This is a genomic window from Streptomyces sp. NPDC006997 (genome assembly GCF_040635175.1).
GTDB lineage: Bacteria > Actinomycetota > Actinomycetes > Streptomycetales > Streptomycetaceae > Streptomyces.
Map to the genome: position 1 here is coordinate 115,288 of NZ_JBEYHH010000019.1, position 21,608 is coordinate 136,895.

Genomic DNA, 21,608 nt, shown 5'->3' on the forward strand with positions numbered 1-21,608 from the left:
TCCGCAGAGGCGTCCCGGACGCCCATCCTCAAGTGGCAGACTGCTTACATGACGACGCACAAGAACTTGCTCGGCGGCCCGGACCCGACGTACCTCCCGGAGAACGAAGAGGCGTACCGCCTGCTGGGCGAGGAGTCCCAGGCCCCGGCCGAGGTCGCGGCGAAGCACCCCACGTTCTCGCTCGCCTGGGCGATGCTCGCGGACGACGCCTTCGAGGCGGGGCGAGTGATCGAGTCGTACGCCTACGCACGCACCGGCTATCACCGGGGTCTGGACTCGCTGCGCCGTGCCGGGTGGAAGGGACACGGCCCCATCCCTTGGGACCACCGGGCCAATCGCGGGTTCCTGCGCTGCCTCGCCGCCCTCGCCCGTGCCGCCGGCGAGATCGACGAGAAGGACGAGACGGAGCGTTGCTGGCAGTTCCTCAAGGACAGCAGCGCCGAGGCGTACACCGAACTGAAGCGGTAGTCACCGCAGTTGAGACGTCTGTGCCGCCGTCACTCAGGCAGCGACGGCGGCACGGAATGCAGAAATTGAACAATTACATGTAGCTCCATTCTCCCACGGCACCAGCCCGTAGCCGCCCCGCCCCGCGCCGCGCCAGCCCCCGCGCCCCCGTCACAGCCGTCCGCCCCGCCGCCCCTCCAACGGCGGGACCGCCACCGAGCCGTGCGTGTGGCACTCGGGGCGGGCGCAGCCGGGGGGCGGGCGGCGGACCGTCGCGAAGGCGACGGCCGAACCCACCGCCAGGACACCCGCGCAGATCAGCATCGCCCGGCCGAACGCGGCGTCGAAGGCGGTGGGCGAGAGGTACGCGTCCGGGCCCATCCCGGCGAGCAGCGGCAGCGCCGCCACCGCCACCAGGCCCGCCGCCCGCGCCGCCGCGTTGTTGATGCCGCTGGCCAGCCCGGCCCGCCCGGTGTCCACCGAGGCCAGCACGGTCGCGGTGAGCGGCGCGACCAGCGTCACCATGCCGACGCCGAGGACCAGGACGGCCGGCAGCACGTCCGTCGCGTACGACGCCCCCTCGCCGACCCGCAGCATCAGCAGCAGGCCCGCCGCGCACAGCAGCGGGCCCACCGTCAGCGGCACGCGCGGGCCGATCCGGTCGCTCAGCTCGCCCGACCGGGCGGAGAACAGCAGCATCAGCAGCGTCGCGGGCAGCAGCGCCGTACCCGCGCGCAGCGCCGAGTAGCCGGAGACGACCTGCAACTGGACCACGCCGAGGAAGAAGAAACCGCCGAACGCCGCGTACACGCACAGCGTGACCAGGTTGACCGCCGTGAACTGCCGGGACGCGAAGATCGCGGGTGGCAGCATCGGGTCGGGCCGCCGCCGCTCCACCCACACGAAGGCCACCCCCGCGGCGACGCCCAGCACCGCCGCGCCCGCCACGACCAGCCCCGGCTCGCCCTCCCCGGCCTCGATCAGGGCGTACGTCACCAACGCGAGGCCCACCGCGCCGAGCGCCGCGCCCAGCACGTCGAAGCGGCCGCGCGCCTTCCCGCCGCCCCCCGACTCGGGCACGTGCCGCAGCGCCACCGGCACGCACACCAGCGCCAGCGGCACGTTCAGCAGGAACACCCACCGCCAGCCGGGACCGTCCACCAGCCAGCCGCCGAGGAACGGGCCGACCGCCGCCCCGATGCCGCCGAAGCCGGACCACAGGCCCACCGCCCGCCCCCGGTCGTCGGGGTGGAACGACGCCTGGATCAGCGCCAGCGACCCGGGCGTCAGCAGCGCCCCGCCCATCCCCTGGAGCGCCCGCGCCGCGATCAGCACGCCCGCGTCGGGCGCGATCCCGCACAGCAGGGACGCCACCGCGAACCACACCACCCCCACCACGAACACCCGGCGCCGCCCGTACCGGTCGCCGAGCGCGCCGCCGAGCAGGATCAGCCCGGCCAGCGTCAGCATGTACGCGTTGACGGTCCACTGGAGCGCCGCGAGGTCGGTGTCCAGGTCGCGGCCGATGCGCGGCAGGGCGACGTTGACGACGGTGGAGTCCAGCAGGGCCATGCTGGAGCCGAGGACCGTGGTGAACAGCAGCCACTTGCCTTGCGGCGAGGCCAGTCGCACGTCGGAGGACATGCCCCACATATACAACGAGCCCGGCGCCGTGGCGCCGGGCTCGTCGGGAAAACCGTGCCGGTTACTTCAGCTTCGTACCGGCCGACCGCAGGCTCCGGCACGCCTCGACGACGCGCGCCGCCATGCCCGCCTCGGCCAGCTTGCCCCAGGTCCGCGGGTCGTAGGTCTTCTTGGAGCCGACCTCGCCGTCGACCTTCAGGACGCCGTCGTAGTTGCGGAACATGTGGTCGGCGACCGGACGCGTGAAGGCGTACTGCGTGTCCGTGTCGAGGTTCATCTTCACGACGCCGTTCTCCAGCGCGGTGGCGATCTCCTCCGGGGTGGAGCCGGAACCGCCGTGGAAGACGAAGTCGAAGACCTTGTCACCGGCCGGGCGGCCGTACTTCGCGGCGACGCCCTCGTTCAGCTCCTTGAGCAGCTCGGGGCGGAGGACGACGTTGCCCGGCTTGTAGACGCCGTGCACGTTGCCGAAGGACGCGGCCAGCAGGTAGCGGCCCTTCTCGCCCAGGCCCAGCGCCTCCGCGGTACGGAGGGCGTCGTCGACGGTGGTGTACAGCTCGTCGTTGATCTCGTGGGTGACGCCGTCCTCCTCACCGCCGGTGGGGGTGATCTCCACCTCAAGGATGATCTTGGCGGCGGCGGCGCGGGCGAGCAGCTCCTGCCCGATGGCCAGGTTGTCGGAGAGGGTCTCCGCGGAGCCGTCCCACATGTGGGACTGGAACAGCGGGTTCTCGCCGCGGGCGACGCGCTCCTCGGACACGGCGAGCAGCGGACGGACGTACCCGTCGAGCTTGTCCTTGGGGCAGTGGTCGGTGTGCAGGGCCACCGTCACGTCGTACTTCCCGGCGACGACGTGCGCGAACTCGGCGAGGGCCACGGCGCCCGTCACCATGTCCTTGTTGTGCTGGCCGCCCAGGAACTCGGCGCCGCCGGTCGAGATCTGGACGATGCCGTCGCTCTCGGCCTCGGCGAAGCCACGCAGCGCCGCGTGCAGGGTCTGGGTCGAGGTGACGTTGATGGCCGGGTAGGCGAACTTGCCTGCCTTCGCCCGGTCGAGCATCTCGTTGTAGACCTCGGGGGTTGCGATGGGCATCTGTCCGCTCCTTGTATGTGCGGGTTGGCGTGCTGCGTGTTTCGGCCCTGACCTAGACCTTGGGGGTGACGTCGTCGTCGCCCTCATCTTTCCAGACGGGTCCCGCTGCGGAAGAACCGGAAGCTCAGTCCAGGCCCAGCTCGTCCTTCGAGAACGCGTACAGGTACGGCACCCCCGCGCCCTCCTGGATCTTCTCCGCGGCACCGGTCGCCCGGTCGACGATGGTCGCGACGGCGACGACCTCCGCCCCGGCCTCCCGCACCGCCTCCACGGCGGCGAGCGGCGAACCGCCGGTGGTGGAGGTGTCCTCGACGACGAGCACCCGCCGCCCGGCGATGTCCGGACCCTCGACCCGGCGCTGCAACCCGTGCGCCTTGGCCGCCTTGCGGACCACGAACGCGTCGAGCCGCCGCCCGCGCCCGGCGGCGGCGTGCAGCATGGCCGCGGCGACCGGGTCGGCGCCCATGGTCAGCCCGCCCACCGCGTCGAACTCCAGCCCGTCGGTGAGGTCGAGGAGCACCTGCCCCACCAGCGGGGCGGCCTCCCCGTCGAGGGTGATCCGGCGCAGGTCGACGTAGTAGTCGGCCTCGATGCCCGACGACAGGGTCACCTTGCCGTGCACCACGGCCTTGTCCTTGATCTGCTGAAGCAGCGCAGCACGCACGTCCGTCATGCCTGCCAGCTTAAGGCGGCTCAGAGGCGCCGCCAGCGCCAGGTCGTCGTGGCCTCCAGCGGCTCCAGCGGCGTGACCAGGCGGGGCGCGGTGTTCAGCCCGTCGGGCGGCCCGGTCTGCGGCTCCACGCAGACGGCGGCGTCCTGCTCGTCGTAGACGACGACCCACTGCTCGGGGCTGGTCACCCGCACCTCCAGCTGTCCCGGCCAGGTGAGCGTGACGTCCACGCCGCCGGGCATCCCGAAGCAGTCGTCCCAGGGTCCGGGCCCGGGGTCGGTACGGCGTCCGGTGGGCAGGTGGTCGTCGCCGCGCTCCTCCTGCCACTCCGCGTCGAACCCGATCTCCACCGACGCCCCGCCGATCTCCCGGTTGAACCACGGGTGCCAGCCGATCTGCGCCGGGAAGGAGGAGTCGTACGTCTCCACGGCCATGGTCAGCGTCAGCGCGTCCGGCGCCAGCGCGAACACCTGCGTGATCCGGCCCGGGTAGGGCCACGGCTCGGTGAGGTCGTACGTCAGGACCGCCTCGTCGCCGGTGTGCCGGGCGAGGGTCCAGGCGCCGTCGCGGGCGGTGCCGTGGATGGCGTGGGGCGGGGCGTTCAGCGGCATCTGGTGCGTGGTCGCGCCGTCCCTGAACCGGCCGTCGCGGATCCGGCCGCACCAGGGGACCATCGGGAAGCACCCGAACCGCTCCCCCTGCCGCAGCAGCTCCACACCGCCGACGCGGACCCCTCCGACCCGGCCGCCGTTCCCCACCTGCACGGTCGCTTCCGCGTCTCCCGCGGTCAACGTGATGTCTTCGTCACTCACGGGACGACCCTACTGTCCCGGTCCGGCGGCCCCTGAGGAACGTCTCACCGGCGCTTGCGCAGCACCCGGCCGACGACGATCGACGCCAGCACGACCGCCGCCGCGGGGGCGGCCCAGCGCAGGGCGGCGCCGACCGGGGTGCCGGCCTGCGGGGCGGGGACGGGGGCGTAGCGGCCCCGGGGCGGGGCGTGGTCGACCTCTTCGGCGCTGCGCCCGATCATCGTGCGGCGGGCGTGGGCGGCTTCGGCGGGGGGTTCGGCGTCGGCGCCGGTATCGGTGTCGCTATCGGTGTCGGTGTCGGTGTCGGCGGGCTCCTGGTCCGACTCGTCCGGGTCCAGGGACGGCGGGGGCACTTCCGCCTCGTACACGGACGTCTCCGCCGGTGGCGGCACCTCCGCGTCGTCCGCGTCCGGGGCGGCCTCGAAGTCGCCGGAGGCGGAGGGCTGGAAGTCCTCGGTGGCGACGGACCCGACCGACTCGGTGCCGAGGCGTTCCCCGAAGCGGTTGAGGAGCCGGGTCACGGCGGTGCCGACGGGGCCCTCGGGCAGTTCGGTGACCCGCCCGTCCGCGTCGGCGGTCCCGGTGACGGCGAGCACGGCACCGCCCTCGGCCGCCCGCACCCGCAGCGTCAGCGCGACCTTGACCGAGCCGCTGCCGCGGGCCTCGGTGGCGTCGCCCTCGACGGCGTAGGCGCCGTCCTCCCGGGGAGTGATCCGCAGGGCACCGCGGTAGGTGATGCTGGTCGAGCCGATCCGCACCTTCAGGCGCCCGGCGACGGGCTCGGCGCCCGCCTCCTGCTGGAGCCCGGGAACGGCCCGCGCCACCCGCGCGGGGTCGGCCAGCGCCTCCCGCAACCGCTCGGCCGCAACCGGAACGAAGACCTCATGCTCCATGTCGACGGAGCCTACCCAGCGGGGGCCGTCTTTACGCCGGAGGCGCCGGACCGGGGCGCCGGACCGGGGCGCCGGCGTGGCGCCGGACCGGGGCGGCGTTCCACAGCCGCCCGACGCCTCACCTCGTGTACCGCGGATGCACCAGCGTGGAGGCCGCCAGCCCCCGTACCCGGGTCCGACCGGCCGCCCGCGCGTCCCCCGACAGCGTGTCCTGGGTCAGGGTGCGCAGCCGTGGCGCGGTGGGCAGCCGCAGGGCCGGGCGCCGCGCGCGGCCCGCGAGGAGGAAGCCCCAGTCGTGTCCCGAGGGCGAGGGTCTGGCGGTGCGGTCGGGTCCGGCGCCGAAGCCGGTGACGTCGCCGCCGACCCGGTAGGGGGCGGGGCGCAGCCCGGCGGCGCGCAGGGTGGTCTCGACGGTCCAGAAGACGTGGGAGCGCGTCGTCACGGGCCCGGCGTGCACGGCGAGCCGCCCGCCGTCGGTGAGGACCTGCCGGGTGAGCCCGTAGAACTCCTGTGAGTACAGCTTGGCGCTGGCGGTGATGCCGGGGTCCGGCAGGTCGGAGAGGACGACGTCGTACGAGGCGGTGGGCGCCCGGCGCAGCCACTGGAAGGCGTCGCCGGTGGAGACGCGCACGCGCGGGTCGGCGTAGACGTGGCCGTTGAGCGCGGCGAGGGCCGGGTCCTGGCGGGCGAGCCGGACGACGGCCGGGTCCAGGTCGACGATGTGCACCTCGCGCACGCCGGGGTGGCGCAGCACCTCGCGGGCGGCGAGTCCGTCGCCGCCGCCGAGGATGAGCACGCGCGCGTGCGGGCCGTTCATCGCGGGGTGGACGAGGGCCTCGTGGTAGCGCCGCTCGTCGCGCCCGCTGATCCGCAGCCGTCCGTCGAGGAAGAGGTCGAGGGGGCGGCCCCGGGTGCCGCCGGTGAGGACGATCTCCTGCACGTCGCTCTGCAGGGCGACGCGGACGCCCTTGCCGTAGACCGCCTGGCGGGCCGCGCGTTCGAAGTCGTCGACGAGTACGGCGGTGACGGCGAGCACGCCGAGCACGGCGAGGTTGGCGACCAGCAGCAGCCAGCGGGCGCGCCGGGTGAGGTCGCCGCGGAACAGGCCGAGGACCAGCGCGCCGCCCGCGACGACGTTGACCGCGCCGGTGAGCAGCGCGCCCGTCAACTGGCCCAGGAACGGCAGGAGGAGGAAGGGGAAGGCGAGGCCGCCGACGAGCGCGCCGACGTAGTCCGCGGCGAACAGGTCGGCCACCGCGCGGCCCGCGTCCTGCCGCCGGATGCGCTGGATCAGCTCCATCAGCAGCGGGACCTCGGCGCCGATCAGCAGACCGATCGCGAGCGAGAACGCGACCAGCAGACAGCGCGGGCCGTAGCCCCACACCCCGCCCCAGTCGCCGGTCCAGGCGAAGACGGCGTACAGGACGAGCGCGCTGCACCCGCCGATCAGCGCGAGCACCGCCTCGACGGCGCCGAACCCGGCGGCGGCGTGGCGGCGCAGCCGCTTGGCGCCGAGGGAGCCGACGCCCATGGCGAAGACCATCACGGAGAGGATGACGGACGCCTGGGTGACCGAGTCGCCGATCAGGTACGAGGCGAGGGCGACCAGTTCGAGTTCGTAGACGAGTCCGCAGGCCGCGCAGACGAAGACGCCCGCGAGGACCAGGAACCGTCCGGTGTCCGGCCGGACGGGGAGCTTCGCGGGGCCGCGCCAGGACGGCGGGACGCCGGGGCGTGACGGCGCGTGCGGGTCGATCACAACAGGGACGTTACGTCACGGATGTGCGGCGGCTCGTCACCCACACGTGTGGAGACGCACGTTCCAGTGGCCTGGGGCGTTTCAGACGGCGGACGGGTCGAGCCGCCCCGGTTCGACCCCCGCGGGCGGTCTGGCCGCCGTCGAGCGGGGCCGCACGCCCACCCTCGTCCGGGTGGCCACCAACTGCCCGTCCTGCGGGTAGGCGTGCCAGGTGCGCCAGTGCACCTGGCCCTCGTGGCGCTGGGCGAGCATCGCGGTGAAGGCGTGCGGGCTGCCGGGGAAGACCCCGGCGAGTCCGTGCGGGTGGTCGGAGACGAGGGCGAGCAACTCCTGGGCGCGGCCCGCGAAGGAGCCCGGGGAGAGGACCTCGACGCGCGCGGCGAACTCGTACTCCCAGTCCCCGACCCGCTTGGCGACGCCCAGCGGCAGCGGGGTGCTACTGCCGGGGATGCAGGCGACCGTCTCCGAGCAGTGCACCTCGTCCTCCTCCAGGAGGACCTGGTGGGACGCGCCGAGCAGTCGCAACTGGAGTCTGGCGCCGGTCAGTTCGAGGTCGAGGGTGGCGAGGGCGGGCAGCGGCTCACGGCCCAGTGCCCAGGCGAGGTCGGCCGCGCGCGTATCGGTGTAGGAGGTGGTGAGGGTCGTGAGCATGGATCGGCTCCGCTGGCGGCAAAGAAAAAGGCGGTGTGGGGTTCCGGAGTACCCGGTCGGCGTCGGTGTACCCCGGTCTGCACCGGGGAGACCGCCCGGTCAGCCCGGTCAGAGTCAGGAAGGTGCCCTAAGGACGTCCGCAGGCTGCGTCGGCGTTTCCGAGGGAATCACGAACTGTGGCGCCGCCACAGCGTTTTTACCCAACTTCGTGGTATTTCCATCCCTCAGAGGGCCGCACAGCTCATCAGTTCAACTCCGGCGCACTCCTGTCGGGTTGCAGCGTGCGCCGGAGCGCGGTAGGACGCGAGGGCGCCCGCCGGTCGGAGTGAACCGGCGGACGCCCGTACGGTCATGAGCCCCCGTGACGACCCGTGTCAGCTGCCGCCCCCACAACCGCCCCCGCCCCCACAGGACGACGACCCTCCCCCGCACGACGAGTGCCCCCCACCCGCGCAGGAGCTGTGCCCTCCCGAGTCACCGCCGTTGCTCCCGGAGTCGACCCACCAACTACCCGAGCCGCTGCCGGAGCCGCCCGACCTGCTGTACCGGCGGGCCCCGCTCCTCCCGCCGACCCGCGGCGTCCGCCGCCGTACCGCCGCGACGACCATGACGATCACGACGAGCGGTACGGCCAGCGCCACCACCCCGGCCAGAACGAACCCCATGCCGATGCTGAACATGGCGCCACCCCCTTCCGTGTCCCCCGAAGCGGCCCCCCGTGGGCGCCTCGTACGTGCTGACCGGGGGATGCCCTGCCCGTGGTCGGCCCAAAGCACAGTTGAGGAACTCCAGAGCTTGGGCGCAGGATGGCCGGCATGACGTCCACCACGCGCCCCCTCCTCAACCGACGCCTGGCCGAGTTCGGAACGACGATCTTCGCGGAGATGTCCGCGCTGGCGCTGCGCACCGGGTCGATCAACCTGGGCCAGGGCTTCCCCGACACGGACGGCCCCGAGGAGATCCGGGAGGTGGCGGTACGGGCGCTGCGCGACGGGCGCGGCAACCAGTACCCGCCGGGTCCCGGCGTCCCCGAGCTGCGGACGGCCGTCGCCGCGCACCAGGAGCGGTTCTACGGGCTGTCGTACGACCCCGACACGGAAGTGCTGGTCACCGCGGGCGCCACGGAGGCGATCGCGGCGTCCCTGCTGGGCCTGCTGGAGCCGGGGGACGAGGTCGTCGCCCTGGAGCCGTACTACGACTCCTACGCGGCCTGTGTCGCCATGGCGGGCGGCACACGGGTGCCGGTGACGCTGCGACCGCACGAGGGCGCGTTCCGGCTGGACCTGGACGAGCTGCGGGCCGCGGTGACCGACCGCACCCGGCTGCTGCTGCTGAACACCCCGCACAACCCGACGGGCACCGTGCTGACCCGCGCGGAGCTGGCGGCGGTCGCGGAGCTGGCAGTGGAGCGTGACCTGCTCGTCGTCACGGACGAGGTCTACGAGCACCTGGTCTTCGACCCGGCCGGGCACGTCCCGCTGGCGACGTTCCCGGGGATGCGCGAGCGCACGATCACGATCTCCTCAAGCGGGAAGACGTTCTCGTACACCGGTTGGAAGGTCGGCTGGGTTACCAGTACCGCAGATCTCGTGACCGCCGTCCGTTCCGCCAAGCAGTTCCTGACGTACGTGGCCTCCGGTCCCTTCCAGTACGCGGTCGCCGAGGCCCTGAGCCTGCCGGACTCGTATTTCGAGGCGTTCCGCGCCGACATGCGGGCCAAGCGCGACCTGCTGGCGGGCGGCCTGGAGCAGGCGGGGTTCACCGTCTTCCGGCCGGTCGGCACGTACTTCATCACCACCGACATCCGCCCCCTCGGCGAGTCCGACGGCTTCGCCTTCTGCCGCGCCCTGCCCGAGCGGGCAGGTGTCGTCGCCATTCCGAATGCGGTCTTCTACGACCACGAGGAGGCCGGGGCACCCTACGTCCGGTTCGCATTCTGCAAACGCACCGAGGTACTGGCGGACGCGACGGAACGGCTCCGCAAGGCATTCGCACACTGACCGCCGCCCTACGGGGCCGGTCGTCGCATTCCTCGTTGCCTGCCGCCCCTCGCCCGCCAGGGACTTGCGCCGGAGGCGCCCCGGTCTCGGCCGTCATTCTGGCGCTTGCCGCACCGCCCGCCGCCGACGCCCGGACATCGAGGCTGCCCTGATGTCAGGAGTGCTCAGGTGTCGTAGACGGTGGAGCGATGCCCGACATGTACGACCCACACCACCAGCTCGCCGTTGTCGATTGTGTAGATCACACGGTAGTCGCCCACCCGTAGGCGGCGCCGGTCGGGCTGGGAGACGAGGGCCGTGGTGTTGAACCCCGTCGGGTCGCTCTCCAGCTCAGTCAGCTTGGCCAGGATACGGAGGGCCATGTCTCGCGGGACCTTGCGGAGCTCGGCCTGGGCCTCGGCTCGGAAGACGGTGCGGTACTCACTCACTGCGCGCCAGCGTCTCCCTCATGATGTCCTCGATCGGGATGCCGGGTGCCGGGTTGCTCATGCGCTCGTCGATGATCCGGTTGATCTCGCGCTCTTCCCACTCCTGGTACTTGCGCAGCACCTCGATGGACACCACGGCGGCGACCTGCTTGCCGCGCCGGGTGATGACGGTGGGCACATCGTCCCTGTCGGCCCGCTCCACGACCTCGGCCAGGTGTGCCCGGACATCGCGGATGGACTCTATGGGCATGGTCTGCGTCATGCGCCCAAGAGTACCGAATGACTCACGTGTACACAAAGGCTTGCTCAGAAGTGCAGCCCTGTCGGCCCAGATGCAAATGAGTGCGTGAACGTGGAGTCGCCTGGGTAAGCGGTAAGGCGGAACTCGTCACCGCCGTACGCTCCGCAAAGCAGTTCCTGACATACGTCGCCTCCGGACCCTTCCAGTACGCCGTCGCCGAGGCCCTGCGCCTGCCCGACGCGTACTTCGACGAGTTCCGAGCCGACATGCGCGCCAAGCGGGATCTGCTGGCGGCGGGCCTGACGGAGGCCGGCTTCGGGGTGTTCAGGACGGCCGGCACGTACTTCATCACCACCGACATCCGCCCCCTCGGCGAAAGCGACGGCTTCGCCTTCTGCCGTGCGCTGCCCGAGCGCTGCGGAGTCGTGGCGCTCCCCAACGCGGTCTTCTACGACCACCGGGAGGCGGGCGCCCCGTTGGTGCGGTTCGCGTTCTGCAAGCGGACGTCGGTGCTGGAGGAGGCCGCCTCCCGCCTCAAGACACTGGGCGCATAGGGGGCCGAGCCCCAGGGGGTCGAGCTATTCGGTGTCCTTCGGGTGTCGCGGGGAGGCGTACACAAGGATCACAGTCGAGGTGTCCGGGCTGACCAGGTAGCGGACCCGGCCGCCGCTGGTGATCTCGTACTCCCACTGCTCCAGCTCAGAGCCCTTCCACTCCCTGGTGGCGTGTCTGCCTCGGAGCTGGTGCTGGCGGTTCCAGTTGGCCCGCGACAGCGGGTCTGCGCGAAGGGCTTCCAGGCAGCGGTGCGCGTTCGGCAACGCCACCCGGCAGAGCTCCTCCCAACCGGTCGCGGCCTCGGTCGTGCCGTAAATGACGTTCCAGCCGCTCAGCGGAGGAACACTGACCCGATCACCTTTCTTCGGACTCACTCGTGCACCTCGACGGGGCCGAGGTCGACGTCACCGAGCGGGCGAAGCGCTTCCCTGAGCTGGTCGGGGTCGGCGTTGATGCGGGCAGTCGCCCGCCACGAGACGATCGCTCGGTGCACAGCCTCCCTGGCGCCCAGTTCAGCGGCGTCGGACAACGCTTCCAGAAGCTCGACAGTGAATTCCCGGACTTCCTCGGCGTCCAGGTGGCGCACCCACGGGAACACCTCGGGCAGCGCGAGCAAAAGCGACTCGGCACCGTCGTCCTGCTTCAGCAGTGCCAGGAACAGCCGGGACGCCGTGGTCAGGTTTTCCTCGGCGCGCTCTGCGTATATGGCCGTGGTCAAGACCATGTCGGGCGCGTCCCGGTGCGTGACCCGCAGACACCCCAGGGCGGCGGCCCTGGCGGCGACCGCCTTCGGGTTCCGGGACAGATCGGTGAACGAGACGGACTCCGATTCGGATGCCAAGGGTGCGATACTCATACTCAGACTGTACTCAGATTGTGCTCTGATTTCTATCGCGCGACGTGGAGCCAGGAAACAAATGGAGAGTCATACCGGCCCCGGAGGACACGAACCCGAGCTGGGCTCTACACGGAAGGTGATAGGCGGGCAGTAGCCCTCCTCCGCCAGCCAGACGCGGGCCCGGCCGCGCTGTCGCTCATCGCGGAACCGGTGGTAGCGGCTCCAGGAGCGCTCGTCACCCGCGAGGACGGCCTTGAAGCGCCGGATGGCGCCCCGCCCGCCGATGGCGATCCGCAGCCGGTCGGCAAGGGCAGCGTCCTCCATCTCCTCGATGAACAACTCCATGTCCCGGTAACCGGCCCTGGACCCCAGAGCCGGCACATACAGCCATCGCTCCGGATCGTCGTCCTCCTCGGCCTCGGGCCCAGGCCCCAGCTCATCGGTGAACGCCGGCCAGCGCTCCCCGGTGGACAGATCGATCCGGCCACCGGACTCGGCCGGGTCACCTTCCAGCAGCATGGCGAGCATCTCCAGATCGACCGCGAGCGGACGCAGGAGGGGGATCACCGCATCTCCCGTGGCCACGCGCAACCGGTCCGCCAGCTCCCCGTCGCCCCGGAAAGCACGCTCCTGGAGCGCGGCGAGAAACAAGACCGCCGTCTCCGCGGCCCCCGGCAGGCCCTGCGCCGCGGCCCCGGCCACAGCGTCGCCGGCCAACTGAAGCACCTCACGCTCGAGTCCACGACGCAACGCCGCCTGCAGCGCCACCCCGTCCTGCGCGTGGAGCGCGCCAGGCAGGGCCCGCAGTCCGTCCTCGCCCCATCCCTCAACCACGACCCCGACGGTAGCGCCACCAAGGACGCATGACGCCAGGACCATCGGTCTCCCTCGGCCCGGCTCCATGCCAGTACTGGCGCACCCGGCGTCTGGGGGCCAAGCGGAGTTGCCCGGTCAGCGGCGCCGCTTGCGGCCGCTCCTGCCAGAGGAGCGCCGGGCCTTCCGGGCGCGGCCGACGCGGGCGCCGTGGGTACCCAGTGCCCGGGCGGCCAACTGCCTGAGCTCGTCGAGTCCTGCCCGGTCCGGGTGCGCCGAGTCCAATGCAGCGGCAACCGCGTCCCTGGCCTGGGGGCCCTGGGCGCGCAACATCTCCTCGGCGCCGTCCCCGCCGCCCGCCAACTCCACCAGCTGAAGCAGGCTCTCCGCGAGCACCAGCAGATGCTCGGCATCGGTCATGTCCTCTGGGGACAGCAATTCACGGTGCGCCAGCGCGTTCAGCGCCAGCGGCGCCAGCTGCGTGTCCCGCCGCAGCGTGCGCAGCAGCCGCTCGCCCTCACCGTCCGGCAACGCCGCCGGCAGCACGTCCAGCATCGCCTGCGCACGCGTGCGGAAGGTCATGGACCGTACGGCGTCGGTCAGTTGCCGCAGCGTGGCATCCCGATCGCCACGGGCCGTGATCCAGCCGGCCAGCTCCACGCGGGCGGCGTCCGGGGCGTACTCCTCGGCCAGCACCCCCAGCAGGCCGGCCGCCGGGGCCCGGGCCAGTTCACCGACCAACGGTGCGTCCCGGCCGGCCGCCAGCAACCGCTGTCGTACGGCCCGTGTACCGAGCTCGGTGAGACGGATGAGTTCGACCGGCCCGGCGGTCAGCTCCTCACGCCGGGCATCGGCACGCTCCCGCGCCGCCGGGTCCGTTACCGCCTCCGCGACGCCCAGCAGCTCCGCGAGCTCCGGCGGCATGTCAGCGGGCAGCTCGGGTCCGGAATCGGAGAGGTCGACGTCCAGGAACACCGGGTCGGCCATCCCGCGGTCACGTTCGATCGCGCCCAGGTCGTCCAGCAGGTCGAGTACCGTGCGCAGGTCCCGGTCGGCGTGCTCGAACCACGTCCGGTGCCGGAGATCCGACCCGCCGCCCAGCTGGAAGCGGCCCCGATAGGCCAGGTGCACGGAGTCACGCAGCCGCGGCCAGGGCATCGGGTACGGCAGGCTGTACAGCGTGTTCAGCACATCTTCCAGGATGTCCTCGTAGACGTCGAAGAGCATCGACTCGACGTGCCAGCCGCTGCGCGCGCCGATCAGGGCCTGCCGCAGCTCGAAGCACGCGTCGAAGGCGCGCAGCCACAGCTGGAGCGGGTCGGCCAGCACCGGCCCTGCCTTGGCCACCGCGTACAACCGCCCCTTGGCCACCCGGACCAGCCGCGCCTTCTTGGCCCACTCCAACAGCAGGCCCAGCCGCGGCAGGTCGGCCGAAGAGCGCACCCCGTCGACCTCGTCCCCGGTGTCCAGTACGTCCACCAGCTCTCGGGCATCTGTCATCCGCAGCCGCCCCGCCGCCGTCACCGCGCGGCCGTCGCGCCCCGCCCACTCCGCGAGTCCGCGCAACTGCGCGAGAATCGCCAGTACCTCGGCCCGTCGACGCAGCTCGCCGTCCGGGGGGAGCATCACAGGCAGCTGCGGCTCGGCCCGCTCGACACTGTGCAGTGTGTTTCCGGTCAGCCGCCGCTTCATGATCACATCGAGGACCTGCTGGTCGTAGACGACCTCCCCACGCTGCGCCCGCTCCGCGAACCGCTGCAACGCCGCCCCGTCCAAGACGTCCACGCCCTGTTCGGCGGCTGTCACAGCCCAGAACTTCGCCATCCCCCAGCGGGTGCGGTCCGCCATCGCCACCGGATACTGCCCCGCCGTCGCGTCGACCGCCGCGAGGGAGTCCTCAAGGACGGGGCCGCGCGGGTCCGCCAACTGTGTGGCGTGCAGATAGCGCAGCAGCGTGCGCAGTGTGGCCGGAGCGTCGGCGTGTTCCTCCCCGGGATCCTCGGTGACCTGCTCGGGAAGCCAGGAGAGGAGTAGCTCCTCCACATGGCGCGACTCCCACAGTCCCAGTCGGCCGTCGACAGTCGCCCGGTGCCGGTAGTCCAGTGCCCTCTCAGCCGTGAACCCGTCCACCGGCAGCGCCTGCTCCCCGGCCCACCTGACGAGGCGGTCGACCAGCAGCCCGCACGCCGCCTCGAACTCTTCCTCGGCCTCGGGTTCGAACCGCATCCGCATGAAAATCGTCCGCCCTGTCAGGAACAGTCCTTGCCGCCTCACGCTATCGCCCGTCCGGGGTCGACAAGACAACCCGGCCAAAGGCGAGCGGCCGGCTACCGCAAGGGCCGTACATGGGGGGTGTCACCCCCAGCGACTGCGGCATTGAACCTCCGTGCGACGAACCGGGTCCTCCGCCACACGGACTCATGGCAACGGGCCGGCCGACCTCGCCGGCCCCTCCGAGGGCGTTCCGCGCGGCACGCGAATAGGTGTACGAACGAGGTGTCGGCTGGGTGACGGCGGCTCCCGCACTGGTCACGGCGGTGCGGTCGGCGAAGCAGTACCTGACGTACGTCTCCGCGGGGCCGTTCCAGTACGCCGTCGCCGAGGCGCTGGCGCTGCCCGACAGCTACTTCGACGCCTTCCGCGCGGACATGCGGACCAAGCGGGACCTGCTGGCGGACGGGCTGGCGGAGGCGGGCTTCGGGGTCTTCCGCCCGTCCGGCACCTACTTCGTCACCACCGACATCCGCCCCCTCGGCGAGACGGACGGCTTCGCCTTCTGCCGCGCCCTGCCGGGCCGGCGTCGTGGCCATTCCCAACGCCGTCTTCCCCGACCACCGGGAGGCGGGCGCACCGTTCGTACGGTCCGCGTTCTGCGAACGCGCCGAGGTCCTGCAGGAAGCCGCAGCCCGGCTCAAGACGTTCGGAAGTCGGAGGTGAACCTCAGCGGGCGTCCGCCTCGGGCTCCGGGCGCGGGAGTTCGTCGAGGTCAAGGGTGAAGGTGCGGCCGTCGGCCAGGGGGATGGGGAGCTTGCCCGTGCCGTACTTGTGCGTGTGAGCCGCGATGTAGCCGGTGGCCGTCGGCTGGGTGTGCAGGACGACCTCCTGGGCGTAGGGGTCCACGACCAGGTAGATCGGGATGCCGTAGCGGCCGTACTTCGCGGTGCAGTCGTCGTAGTCCTTGCGCGCGGAGGAGGTCGAGACGACCTCGGAGATCAGCAGGACGTCCTCGAAGCTGTAACGCTTGCCTTCCTTGCGCGCGTCCTCGCGCAGGATCGCCAGGTCGGGGGCGGAGTTCTCGTCGGCGGGGAAGTCGATGTAGACGTCGGAGGTGACCTTCGCATGACGGCCGAGAGCGAGAGAGTCGATCTGCATCGACCTGATGGTGCTGGAGTGCTCTTCACTCTGCGGGGTCATGATCACCTTTCCGTCGGCCCCGAACAGGACCGTGTACCCCTTGGGGAACTCGGTGTGCACGATCGCGTCGACGCTCATGGACGGCTCCTTCCCGTGTGTGGTCAGGATACGACGGACAGTGCCGCGTCAACGGGTCCAGCGGCGCGGCCCCGTTACCGGTCCGGAGGCGGGCTTCGACGTCTTCCGCCCGTCCGGCACCTACTTCGTCACCACCGACATCCGCCCCCTCGGCGAGACGGACGGCTTCGCCTTCTGCCGCGCCCTGCCGGAGCGCGCGGGCATCGTCGCCATCCCGAACGCGGTCTTCCACGACCACCGGGAGGCGGGGGCGCCGTTCGTGCGGTTCGCGTTCCGCAAGCGGGGGAGGTGCTGGCGCAGGCGGTGGGCCGCCTGAAGGCGCTGCGGGGGTGAGGGTGAGGGGGCGTGCGCGCCCCCTCACCGCGGTCCGCCGGGGGCGGGGCGGTCCTACTCCTCGCCCTCGGGCTTCTCCGACTCGTTGACCTCCTGCTCCAGGCCGAGCTGTTCGACCAGCCAGCGGTCGAACTCGATGGCCGCGCGCACCCAGCTCACCGTCGACGAGACGAAGAACTCCAGGTTCACGCCGGTGCCGACCAGCATCTGGGCCTCGCCGATCAGGCGGACGGTGCCGTCGTCGTGGGTGTGGCTGTAGACCTTCGGCCACAGCGTGCGACGGTTCCAGTCGTCGATCGACTCCAGCAGCTGCGGCTTCTCGTCGATCTTGTGGGGGCGGTCGTAGAACGTCCGCACCGAGTAGACCTGCTGGTCACCCTCGCCGCGGAACATGAAGTACGTACGGAACTGCTCCCACGGCGCGGCGAGGTCGCCCTCTTCGTCGACGACGTACTTCAGCTCCATCTGGTCGAGGAGCTGCTTCACAAGGTCCTGATCCGGGACGACGGGGCCCGCCGGTCCTTGGGACTGCGGCTGGGGCTGGCCCCCGAAGTTCGGAATCGAGGACGGGTCGATGGTCACCGTGAATTTCCCTTCGTACGGATTCCGCCATCCTCTCCCAGGAGGGGAGGGGGGTGGCAAGCCCCGACAGGGCCTGTCAGCCTTGGGCTGACATGATCCGGCCGGTCGGGTGGGCGGCCGGGACACGGGAGGGTGGTCGTGGGGCGGACGCGGTGGGGGTTCTTCGCGGCTGTGGTGGCTCTGCCGGCGCTGTTCCTGGTGCTCCCCATGGTCATCGTCCTCACGGGCCTCCTCCTCTCGAAGTCCGAGTACCCGCTTGGCGGCGGACCCGAGAACGTGCCCTGCGCGGATGTCCTGGAGTTCGGCGGGGCGGAGCTGCCCGCCGGGGCGGAGCCGGTCGGGGACTGCACGGAGGCGGGCTGGCAGGACCTGTACTACAGCGCGGTCTTCCGGATGCCGCGCGCCGACGTCGAGGACTGGCTCTCCACCAGCTACCCGGATGCCCCCGCCCCCGAGACGGAGTACTGCCCGGACGACGACGCGGCCTTCTGCCTGGATGTGGATTACACCAACGGCCTGTCGAGCGTCGTGGGCGCCGACGGGGTCAAGGTGAGTGTGGTGTACGTGGACGCCGAGACCGCGCTGGTGCGGTACTCGGCGTCCACGTACTGAGGCACGGGGCGCGTGCCGGGCCGTCCTACAGGGTCTTGCCGGTCGACGGGCCCACCAGGAGGCCCTCGCCGAACGTGTCCACGCGGACCGTGTCGCCGTCCTTGATCTCGCCGGAGAGGATCTCCTTGGCGAGGCGGTCCCCGATGGCGGTCTGGACCAGGCGGCGCAGCGGGCGGGCGCCGTACGCCGGGTCCATGCCCTCGTCGGCGAGCCAGGTCAGCGCGTCGGGCGTGACGTCGAGGGTCAGCCGCCGCTCGGCCAGGCGCCGCGCCAGGCGGTCGATCTGGAGGCGGGCGATACGGCTCAGCTCGTCCTTGGTGAGGGCCGAGAAGACCACCAGGTCGTCGAGGCGGTTGAGGAACTCCGGCTTGAAGGAGGTCCGCACCACCTCCAGGACCTGCTCCTTCTTCTCCGCCTCGCTGGTGATCGGGTCGACCAGGAACTGGCTGCCCAGGTTCGACGTCAGCACCAGGATGGTGTTGCGGAAGTCGACCGTGCGGCCCTGGCCGTCGGTGAGGCGGCCGTCGTCGAGCACCTGGAGCAGGATGTCGAAGACCTCCGGGTGCGCCTTCTCCACCTCGTCGAGGAGGACGACGCTGTACGGGCGCCGCCGGACCGCCTCGGTGAGCTGGCCGCCCTCCTCGTAGCCGACGTACCCGGGCGGGGCGCCGACCAGCCGGGCCACGCTGTGCTTCTCGCTGTACTCGCTCATGTCGATGCGGACCATCGCCCGCTCGTCGTCGAAGAGGAAGTCGGCGAGCGCCTTGGCCAGCTCGGTCTTGCCGACACCGGTCGGCCCGAGGAAGAGGAACGACCCGGTGGGGCGGTCGGGGTCCGCGATCCCGGCGCGCGAGCGGCGCACCGCGTCGGAGACCGCCTGTACGGCCTCCCGCTGCCCGATCAGCCGCTTGCCCAGCTCGTCCTCCATGCGCAGCAGCTTCTGCGTCTCGCCCTCCATCAGCCGCCCGGCCGGGATGCCGGTCCAGGAGGCGACGACGTCGGCGATGTCGTCGGCGCCGACCTCCTCCTTGACCATGGTGTCCCGGGCGACCTCCTCCTCGGCCTCGGAGGCGGCCTCCAGGTCCCGCTCCAGGGCCGGGATCTCGCCGTACAGCAGCTTGGACGCGGTGTCGAAGTCGCCGTCGCGCTGGGCGCGTTCGGCCTGGCCGCGCAGGTCGTCGAGGCGCTCCTTCAGCTCACCGACGCGGTTGAGGGACTGCTTCTCCTTCTCCCAGCGGGCGTTGAGGCCGCGCAGCTCCTCCTCCTTGTCGGCGAGGTCGCGGCGCAGCTTCTCCAGCCGCTCGCGCGAGGGCGCGTCGGTCTCCTTGCCGAGCGCCAGCTCCTCCATCCGCAACCGGTCGACGGCGCGCTGGAGTTCGTCGATCTCGACGGGGGACGAGTCGATCTCCATGCGCAGCCGGGACGCCGCCTCGTCGACGAGGTCGATGGCCTTGTCCGGGAGGAAGCGGGAGGTGATGTACCGGTCGGAGAGGGTGGCGGCGGCGACCAGCGCGCTGTCCGCGATCTGCACCTTGTGGTGGGCCTCGTACCGGCCCTTCAGACCGCGCAGGATCGCGATCGAGTCCTCGACGCTCGGCTCGGCCACCAGCACCTGCTGGAAGCGCCGCTCAAGGGCGGGGTCCTTCTCGATGCGCTCGCGGTACTCGTCGAGGGTGGTCGCGCCGACCATGCGCAGCTCACCACGGGCGAGCATGGGCTTGAGCATGTTGCCCGCGTCCATGGCGGAGTCCCCGCCGGCCCCCGCGCCGACGACCGTGTGCAGCTCGTCGATGAAGGTGATGACCTGCCCGTCGGAGTCCTTGATCTCCGCGAGGACGGTCTTCAGCCGCTCCTCGAACTCCCCGCGGTACTTGGCCCCGGCGACCATCGCGCCCAGGTCGAGCGCGACCAGCCGCTTGTCCTTCAGCGACTCGGGCACGTCGCCCTTGACGATCCGCTGGGCGAGCCCCTCGACGACGGCGGTCTTGCCGACGCCCGGCTCACCGATGAGCACGGGGTTGTTCTTGGTCCGGCGGCTGAGCACCTGCACCACGCGCCGGATCTCCTGGTCCCGCCCGATGACGGGGTCCAGCTTGCCCTCGCGGGCGGCCTCGGTGAAGTCGGTGCCGAACTTCTCCAGCGCCTTGTACTGGCCCTCGGGGTCGGCGGTGGTCACCCGGCGCGCGCCGCGGGCCTTCTGGAAGGCGGCCAGCAGCTTCTTCGCGGTGGCCCCCTGCCCGGTCAGCACGTCACCGGCGGCACCGCCCTTCGCCGCGACGCCGATCAGCAGGTGCTCGGTCGACAGGTACTCGTCGCCGAGGTCCCTGGCGCGCGCCTGCGCGTCCGCGATCACGGCGAGCAGCTCGCGGTTGGGCTGCGGGGGCGCGACGGTCGACCCGGTGACGCTGGGCAGCCCGGCGAGCACCTTCTCGGTGCCGGAGCGTACGGCGGCCTGGTCGGCGTCGACCGCGGCGAGCAGGTCGGTGATGTTCTCGTTCTCCTGGCCCTGGAGCAGCGCGAGGAGCAGATGGGCGGGGGTGAGGTCGGGGTGCCCCTCGGTCACGGCCCGGTTCCCGGCCGCGTTGATCGCTTCCCGGCTCCGGTTGGTCAGCTCGGCGTCCACGTTCGCGTTCTCCTCCTCGCGTCAGCGCTCTCTGCCAGGTCGGGTCAGATCGCCGGTCTCCCGGTCTGACTGTGCTGACTCACACAACTTATACAAAGTTGAGTCTATTCCACTCAAGGCCGTTCCGGGAGGGCGGCGGCGCACGGAAAGCTCCGGGAGGGGTTAGGTTGCGCAGTCATGGCCACCTCCTACTCCCAGGACCCCGGCGCACCGGACGCCGCCTTCCTCAGCTTCTGGCGGGAACGGCACCTGTGCACCCTGACGACGCTCCGCACGGACGGCACCCCGCACGTGGTACCCGTGGGCGTCACCTACGATCCCGCCGCCCGGCTCGCGCGCGTCATCGCCGACAAGGCGAGCGCCAAGGTGGCCAACGTCCTGGCCACGGGCACGGACGGGGCGGCGGTCGCGGTCTGCCAGGTGGCGGGGCGGCGCTGGGCCACACTGGAGGGGCGGGCGACCGTCCACACCGACCCGGCGCGGGTCGCGGAGGCGGAACGGCGCTACGCCGAGCGGTACGGCCGAAACCCGACCCCCAAGCCGACGCGGGTCGTGATCGAGATCGCGCTGACGAGTGCGATGGGGCGCGGTTGATACCCGGCGTCGATGGATTTCGGCCACGTCCGCGATCAGCGGATACCCGCCCACACCCGACCAAACGACAGCGGCGTCACCGTGTTCAGGTCACGGTGACGCCGCTGCGGGGGGAAGCACCTGAGCGATCTCTTACGACGGGGGAATCGCGTCAGGCACTGCGGGGGGTGGCTGAGATGGTCCGCGGGGTTGGGGCCTCGGGCTCCGCCAGCCGGTGGTCTCGCTGGTCCAGGTTCACAAAGATCATTCCGTACCGGATGGCACACCGCACGGGCTGCGGCGCCCCTCGCGGCTTGCGCAGACACCGGTACGCTCGTACGTCGCCGTCCTCGTCCCGGGTGACGACGACGGGCTCACCGAAGACCGTCACCATCAGGGAGTCACCGTTGTGGGGGAGAGCGGTGACCAGGTCGATGAAGTGCCAGCCGGAGCGGTAGGCGGTGGCCATCTCGCGACGGAAGGAACGGTCGTCAGGAGGAGTCGTCATCGTTATCAGTCCCACCTGCTGTCGGCAGGGAAGTACAAAGG

The 21,608-nt window shown here is 71.6% G+C and carries 22 protein-coding genes and 3 pseudogenes; 7 read left to right on the top strand and 18 right to left on the bottom strand.

Annotation, left to right across the window (positions count from 1 at the left end; genetic code table 11):
• The first annotated feature begins 48 nt into the window (after positions 1 to 48).
• Complete coding sequence (locus tag ABZ659_RS20505; RefSeq protein WP_351869014.1) at positions 49 to 468, top strand: DUF3151 domain-containing protein; 420 nt, start codon at positions 49 to 51, stop codon at positions 466 to 468.
• 150 nt (positions 469 to 618) lie between these two features.
• Here ABZ659_RS20505 and ABZ659_RS20510 read toward each other — a convergent pair whose 3' ends face one another.
• The 8 genes from ABZ659_RS20510 to ABZ659_RS20545 all read right to left on the bottom strand — a co-directional run bounded on the left by ABZ659_RS20510 (position 619) and on the right by ABZ659_RS20545 (position 8,649).
• Positions 619 to 2,091: an MFS transporter gene (locus tag ABZ659_RS20510; RefSeq protein ID WP_360221751.1), complete on the bottom strand. Its 1,473-nt coding sequence runs from the start codon at positions 2,089 to 2,091 to the stop codon at positions 619 to 621.
• Between the two features lie 61 nt (positions 2,092 to 2,152).
• Positions 2,153 to 3,184 carry a class II fructose-bisphosphate aldolase gene (gene fbaA, locus ABZ659_RS20515; protein ID WP_360221754.1) on the bottom strand — a complete coding sequence of 344 codons (1,032 nt, stop codon included), beginning with the start codon at positions 3,182 to 3,184 and terminating at the stop codon, positions 2,153 to 2,155.
• A gap of 124 nt (positions 3,185 to 3,308) precedes the next feature.
• A complete protein-coding gene (pyrE, locus tag ABZ659_RS20520; protein ID WP_360221757.1) occupies positions 3,309 to 3,857 on the bottom strand; it encodes an orotate phosphoribosyltransferase in 549 nt (182 codons plus the stop codon).
• Between the two features lie 20 nt (positions 3,858 to 3,877).
• Positions 3,878 to 4,666, bottom strand: a complete 789-nt coding sequence (locus tag ABZ659_RS20525; RefSeq protein WP_360221760.1) for an aldose 1-epimerase — start codon at positions 4,664 to 4,666, stop codon at positions 3,878 to 3,880.
• 44 nt (positions 4,667 to 4,710) lie between these two features.
• Positions 4,711 to 5,559, bottom strand: coding sequence for an SRPBCC domain-containing protein (locus ABZ659_RS20530; protein WP_360221763.1), 849 nt, complete (start codon positions 5,557 to 5,559; stop codon positions 4,711 to 4,713).
• Positions 5,560 to 5,677: 118 nt separating this feature from the next.
• Positions 5,678 to 7,318: a polyamine aminopropyltransferase gene (locus tag ABZ659_RS20535; protein WP_360221766.1), complete on the bottom strand. Its 1,641-nt coding sequence runs from the start codon at positions 7,316 to 7,318 to the stop codon at positions 5,678 to 5,680.
• Positions 7,319 to 7,399: 81 nt separating this feature from the next.
• The gene (locus tag ABZ659_RS20540; protein ID WP_360221769.1) at positions 7,400 to 7,969 is read right to left on the bottom strand and encodes a DUF2617 family protein; all 570 of its coding nucleotides are present in this window, start codon (positions 7,967 to 7,969) and stop codon (positions 7,400 to 7,402) included.
• Between the two features lie 374 nt (positions 7,970 to 8,343).
• Positions 8,344 to 8,649, bottom strand: coding sequence for a hypothetical protein (locus tag ABZ659_RS20545; RefSeq protein WP_360221772.1), 306 nt, complete (start codon positions 8,647 to 8,649; stop codon positions 8,344 to 8,346).
• A 126-nt stretch (positions 8,650 to 8,775) separates the two neighbouring features.
• On the opposite strand from ABZ659_RS20545, the gene ABZ659_RS20550 reads away from it, so the two are divergent.
• A complete protein-coding gene (locus tag ABZ659_RS20550; protein ID WP_360221775.1) occupies positions 8,776 to 9,969 on the top strand; it encodes a pyridoxal phosphate-dependent aminotransferase in 1,194 nt (397 codons plus the stop codon).
• Between the two features lie 164 nt (positions 9,970 to 10,133).
• On the opposite strand, the gene ABZ659_RS20555 is transcribed toward ABZ659_RS20550, so the two are convergent.
• Together ABZ659_RS20555 and ABZ659_RS20560 are read right to left on the bottom strand one after the other, a co-directional pair.
• Positions 10,134 to 10,397: a type II toxin-antitoxin system RelE/ParE family toxin gene (locus ABZ659_RS20555; protein WP_005483716.1), complete on the bottom strand. Its 264-nt coding sequence runs from the start codon at positions 10,395 to 10,397 to the stop codon at positions 10,134 to 10,136.
• Positions 10,390 to 10,659, bottom strand: a complete 270-nt coding sequence (locus ABZ659_RS20560; protein WP_360221778.1) for a type II toxin-antitoxin system Phd/YefM family antitoxin — start codon at positions 10,657 to 10,659, stop codon at positions 10,390 to 10,392. Before ABZ659_RS20560 ends, ABZ659_RS20555 begins: the two co-directional genes overlap by 8 nt.
• Before the next feature lie 101 nt (positions 10,660 to 10,760).
• Here ABZ659_RS20560 and ABZ659_RS20565 point away from each other — a divergent pair.
• Positions 10,761 to 11,192: pseudogene (locus tag ABZ659_RS20565) on the top strand (aminotransferase class I/II-fold pyridoxal phosphate-dependent enzyme); the annotation flags it as partial.
• Between the two features lie 24 nt (positions 11,193 to 11,216).
• Here the strand turns inward: ABZ659_RS20565 and ABZ659_RS20570 are convergent.
• From ABZ659_RS20570 to ABZ659_RS20585, 4 genes are all read right to left on the bottom strand, one after another.
• Positions 11,217 to 11,462 carry a hypothetical protein gene (locus tag ABZ659_RS20570; protein WP_360221781.1) on the bottom strand — a complete coding sequence of 82 codons (246 nt, stop codon included), beginning with the start codon at positions 11,460 to 11,462 and terminating at the stop codon, positions 11,217 to 11,219.
• 101 nt (positions 11,463 to 11,563) lie between these two features.
• Positions 11,564 to 12,049 carry a prevent-host-death family protein gene (locus tag ABZ659_RS20575; RefSeq protein ID WP_360221784.1) on the bottom strand — a complete coding sequence of 162 codons (486 nt, stop codon included), beginning with the start codon at positions 12,047 to 12,049 and terminating at the stop codon, positions 11,564 to 11,566.
• Between the two features lie 69 nt (positions 12,050 to 12,118).
• Entirely contained in the window at positions 12,119 to 12,865 is a 747-nt protein-coding gene (locus tag ABZ659_RS20580) for a UPF0158 family protein (protein ID WP_360221787.1), read from the bottom strand.
• Between the two features lie 117 nt (positions 12,866 to 12,982).
• On the bottom strand, positions 12,983 to 15,070 hold the full coding sequence (locus tag ABZ659_RS20585) for a hypothetical protein (protein ID WP_360221790.1): 2,088 nt from the start codon (positions 15,068 to 15,070) through the stop codon (positions 12,983 to 12,985).
• Between the two features lie 272 nt (positions 15,071 to 15,342).
• On the opposite strand from ABZ659_RS20585, the pseudogene ABZ659_RS20590 reads away from it, so the two are divergent.
• A pseudogene (locus ABZ659_RS20590) lies at positions 15,343 to 15,781 on the top strand (aminotransferase class I/II-fold pyridoxal phosphate-dependent enzyme); the annotation flags it as partial.
• Between the two features lie 3 nt (positions 15,782 to 15,784).
• Here the strand turns inward: ABZ659_RS20590 and ABZ659_RS20595 are convergent.
• Positions 15,785 to 16,336 carry a Uma2 family endonuclease gene (locus ABZ659_RS20595; RefSeq protein ID WP_360221795.1) on the bottom strand — a complete coding sequence of 184 codons (552 nt, stop codon included), beginning with the start codon at positions 16,334 to 16,336 and terminating at the stop codon, positions 15,785 to 15,787.
• A gap of 85 nt (positions 16,337 to 16,421) precedes the next feature.
• Between ABZ659_RS20595 and ABZ659_RS20600 the strand changes: the two are divergent.
• Positions 16,422 to 16,669 (top strand): annotated as a pseudogene (locus ABZ659_RS20600) (aminotransferase); the annotation flags it as partial.
• Between the two features lie 54 nt (positions 16,670 to 16,723).
• Here ABZ659_RS20600 and ABZ659_RS20605 read toward each other — a convergent pair.
• Positions 16,724 to 17,251 (bottom strand): YbjN domain-containing protein, encoded by a 528-nt coding sequence (locus ABZ659_RS20605; protein ID WP_360221798.1) that lies wholly within the window; start codon positions 17,249 to 17,251, stop codon positions 16,724 to 16,726.
• A 171-nt stretch (positions 17,252 to 17,422) separates the two neighbouring features.
• Here ABZ659_RS20605 and ABZ659_RS20610 point away from each other — a divergent pair, with 171 nt between their 5' ends.
• A complete protein-coding gene (locus ABZ659_RS20610) occupies positions 17,423 to 17,863 on the top strand; it encodes a hypothetical protein (RefSeq protein ID WP_360221801.1) in 441 nt (146 codons plus the stop codon).
• Between the two features lie 25 nt (positions 17,864 to 17,888).
• On the opposite strand, the gene clpB is transcribed toward ABZ659_RS20610, so the two are convergent.
• Complete coding sequence (gene clpB / locus ABZ659_RS20615) at positions 17,889 to 20,486, bottom strand: ATP-dependent chaperone ClpB (RefSeq protein ID WP_360221804.1); 2,598 nt, start codon at positions 20,484 to 20,486, stop codon at positions 17,889 to 17,891.
• A gap of 177 nt (positions 20,487 to 20,663) precedes the next feature.
• Here clpB and ABZ659_RS20620 point away from each other — a divergent pair, with 177 nt between their 5' ends.
• On the top strand, positions 20,664 to 21,080 hold the full coding sequence (locus ABZ659_RS20620; RefSeq protein WP_360221807.1) for a TIGR03618 family F420-dependent PPOX class oxidoreductase: 417 nt from the start codon (positions 20,664 to 20,666) through the stop codon (positions 21,078 to 21,080).
• Positions 21,081 to 21,231: 151 nt separating this feature from the next.
• Here ABZ659_RS20620 and ABZ659_RS20625 read toward each other — a convergent pair whose 3' ends face one another.
• Complete coding sequence (locus tag ABZ659_RS20625) at positions 21,232 to 21,567, bottom strand: hypothetical protein (RefSeq protein WP_210924086.1); 336 nt, start codon at positions 21,565 to 21,567, stop codon at positions 21,232 to 21,234.
• Positions 21,568 to 21,608: the final 41 nt, after the last annotated feature.

Bases quoted from the DNA above. Each gene is read 5' to 3' on its own strand.
- ABZ659_RS20505 (WP_351869014.1), top strand. From the start codon at position 49: ATGACGACGCACAAGAACTTGCTCGGCGGCCCGGACCCGACGTACCTC.
- ABZ659_RS20510 (WP_360221751.1), bottom strand. From the start codon at position 2,091: ATGTCCTCCGACGTGCGACTGGCCTCGCCGCAAGGCAAGTGGCTGCTG.
- fbaA (WP_360221754.1), bottom strand. From the start codon at position 3,184: ATGCCCATCGCAACCCCCGAGGTCTACAACGAGATGCTCGACCGGGCG.
- pyrE (WP_360221757.1), bottom strand. From the start codon at position 3,857: ATGACGGACGTGCGTGCTGCGCTGCTTCAGCAGATCAAGGACAAGGCC.
- ABZ659_RS20530 (WP_360221763.1), bottom strand. From the start codon at position 5,559: ATGGAGCATGAGGTCTTCGTTCCGGTTGCGGCCGAGCGGTTGCGGGAG.
- ABZ659_RS20540 (WP_360221769.1), bottom strand. From the start codon at position 7,969: ATGCTCACGACCCTCACCACCTCCTACACCGATACGCGCGCGGCCGAC.
- ABZ659_RS20545 (WP_360221772.1), bottom strand. From the start codon at position 8,649: ATGTTCAGCATCGGCATGGGGTTCGTTCTGGCCGGGGTGGTGGCGCTG.
- ABZ659_RS20550 (WP_360221775.1), top strand. From the start codon at position 8,776: ATGGCCGGCATGACGTCCACCACGCGCCCCCTCCTCAACCGACGCCTG.
- ABZ659_RS20560 (WP_360221778.1), bottom strand. From the start codon at position 10,659: ATGACGCAGACCATGCCCATAGAGTCCATCCGCGATGTCCGGGCACAC.
- ABZ659_RS20575 (WP_360221784.1), bottom strand. From the start codon at position 12,049: ATGAGTATCGCACCCTTGGCATCCGAATCGGAGTCCGTCTCGTTCACC.
- ABZ659_RS20585 (WP_360221790.1), bottom strand. From the start codon at position 15,070: ATGCGGTTCGAACCCGAGGCCGAGGAAGAGTTCGAGGCGGCGTGCGGG.
- ABZ659_RS20595 (WP_360221795.1), bottom strand. From the start codon at position 16,336: ATGAGCGTCGACGCGATCGTGCACACCGAGTTCCCCAAGGGGTACACG.
- ABZ659_RS20620 (WP_360221807.1), top strand. From the start codon at position 20,664: ATGGCCACCTCCTACTCCCAGGACCCCGGCGCACCGGACGCCGCCTTC.
- ABZ659_RS20625 (WP_210924086.1), bottom strand. From the start codon at position 21,567: ATGACGACTCCTCCTGACGACCGTTCCTTCCGTCGCGAGATGGCCACC.